This is a genomic window from Psychrobacillus sp. (assembly GCF_056205495.1).
In genome coordinates this window covers 1-2,376 of record NZ_JBAEAP010000390.1, presented here as the reverse complement: position 1 = coordinate 2,376, position 2,376 = coordinate 1, and the positions used below count along the sequence as shown (strand labels likewise).

3 protein-coding genes and 1 pseudogene are annotated in these 2,376 nt (G+C 35.7%); all 4 read right to left on the bottom strand.

Annotated features, from left to right (window positions below):
* A partial coding sequence (locus AC06OU_RS11595) for an MFS transporter (RefSeq protein WP_475855933.1) occupies window positions 1-418 on the bottom strand: 418 nt, incomplete at its 3' end.
* A 23-nt stretch (window positions 419-441) separates the two neighbouring features.
* A complete protein-coding gene (locus tag AC06OU_RS11590; RefSeq protein ID WP_475855931.1) occupies window positions 442-1,023 on the bottom strand; it encodes a TetR/AcrR family transcriptional regulator in 582 nt (193 codons plus the stop codon).
* 115 nt (window positions 1,024-1,138) lie between these two features.
* Window positions 1,139-2,182, bottom strand: a complete 1,044-nt coding sequence (locus AC06OU_RS11585) for an LCP family protein (RefSeq protein WP_475855930.1) — start codon at window positions 2,180-2,182, stop codon at window positions 1,139-1,141.
* 107 nt (window positions 2,183-2,289) lie between these two features.
* Window positions 2,290-2,376: pseudogene (locus tag AC06OU_RS11580) on the bottom strand (propanediol dehydratase); the annotation flags it as partial.

The following is a 2,376-nucleotide window of genomic DNA, read 5'->3' as shown; positions in this document are numbered from 1 at the left end:
AAATATAGCCCATCGCCTTTGGACGTTCCTTTATCGTAGTTATATCTGCTATATAAGCAGTTACACCAGGCATTATAAAGGCTGCACTAACCCCGCCCAATGCTCTTGATAAGTAAAGCACCCAGACGTTTGTTCCAGCTCCAAAAATAAGCTCGGAAATAGCAAATAATAATAGTCCTAGAGTAATCATTTTCTTACGGCCGATTTGATCAACCCATCGACCTGCAAAGGGGGAGGTTATCAATTGGGCAACTGCAAATACCGCAACTAGATACCCCATTGTACTTCCTGTCAGATTCATAATATTCATAAATGATGGCATAACAGGAATCACTAAGCCTACTCCTAAAAAAGCAATGAATATATTGCTAAGAAGTATAATAACTACGGATTTTTGTTCTTTTAATGGTTTGTTCATCCTACGCACTTCTTTCTTTAACTTTAATGATTAGATATACCACGACAAAATACTTTCCAGGAGGCATCTAATCTCTCTGATAAACGTTTCTCATCGTTGTTATAGACAAGTTCAAGCATCATCGAATCTATCATGCTTAAAAAAGCATATGTCAAAATCAATGCTGACTCACCTTCAACTAGCTTTGCATCTATCCATTGTTGAAATTTTTCTTCTAATACAGCTTGCACTTGTTTCTCTATATCAAGTACATCTTCTTCGATATCTTTAGCTAAGTGCGCTGGAGGAAAAAATGACATCCTTAGCCAAAATTTTAAATGCTCGTCTTTTTGAAAAAGATTAATAACCATTTCTAAGAAGCCATATAAATCCTTTAATGGATCTTCAGTATCAAGAGGACGAAAATAATAAAGCTTTGTGTTCAACTCGATTTGCTTGGCATCTCTTAAGACTTGAAGAAAAAGGTCATCTTTTCCTTTAAAGTGTGCATATATGGACTGTTTTTTCATACCCACTTCTTCAGCAATTTGAGATAATGAGGCTCCTTCATATCCATGAATCGTAAAATACTTGAGAGCAGCTTCCTTTAACTCTATATGTTTCACACCTATCGCTCCTTTTAACGAACGTTCGTCAGTTATAATATCAAATGTTCACTTAGGAAGCAAACATTTTATCTCAAAATAAAAAACGTGTCCGGGGATGGTCCCCAGACACGTCTTACTTACCTATTGATAAATCCTTTACTTCTTCTACATCTGCTTTATATGTAGTACTACCTAGGTTAGCTTTTAGCTGCTCCCCGACTTTACTAAGTGAGTCTTCGTCTGGAACAAAATACCAAAGGTCCAGTCCTGCTTCTTTACTGTAGATCATCTTACCACTGCCATCTAACTGTAAATGCTCAATAGGACTGTTTTTAAATTTTTGATACATTTTGGCTAGTTTTAAATAATCTGAAGACGGGATATTCGTTTTAACATTTTCTCCTACATCCTCAATTAAATCATCGATTTTAGTAATCATGCCCACATTGGTCATCTTGTTTAATAATGATTCGATAACTTGCTGTTGCCGTTCATTACGGCCCTTATCTCCCTCAGGATCTTTTTTTCGCATTCGTACATACGCCAGTGCCTCGTCACCTTCTAAAAACATAGGACCTTCCGTAAAAGTTTTCCACTCAAAGTTAGCGAGTTGAATTTTAAATGTAAAAGGTACATCTACCTCAACGCCTCCTATGGTATCGACTATATCCTGGAAGCCTTGAAAGTCAGTGGAGACATAATAATCGATAGGTATACCTAGCATGGTCTCTATTGCTTCTGATACCCAATCAATTCCCCCGTTTGCATAAGCATGGTTAATTTTATCTTCCCTGTCTAATCCTTCAATATGAACTAACGTATCTCTAGGGATGCTAACCATAGAAATTTTGTTTGTAGACGGATTAACAGTTGCTACAATTAGCATATCTGAACGACCATATTTTTCCGTCTTTCCTCGCTCAACACCTGTTAAAAGAATAGTAAAAGGTGAGTCATCCGCCTTTGCTACTAGCTCATTCTTAATCGAAGTGTCTTTTAGGTCTTTTTCCAATGGCACAAACATTTTATTGTTTGCATGCTTGGCTTCCCAAGATAAATTAATGGCAAAGAAAATGACAGCAGATGTCATTGCCATTAAACTTATTAATACTATATTTTTAATATTTCTCTTTTTAGAAGAAGATTTCTTCTTCAACCTGCTTTGAGAATTTCCCATCCGTTCTTTTCTCCCTTAACAACAATATATGTATTTTCCTAATTATAAGATTGTTCGTTTTTTCTAAATTATACCATTTAGTAGTAATATTACAAGTTGAGGAAAGTTCCTATGTTTCTAAATGTTTCATAATCCAAAAGTGGAGCTTGAGGAAATAATTCTAAGTTTGCAAGTGGTGGTAAATCTTTTTGATG

Excerpts from the sequence above, each read along its gene's own strand:
- AC06OU_RS11585 (WP_475855930.1), bottom strand. The coding sequence starts at position 2,182 with ATGGGAAATTCTCAAAGCAGGTTGAAGAAGAAATCTTCTTCTAAAAAG.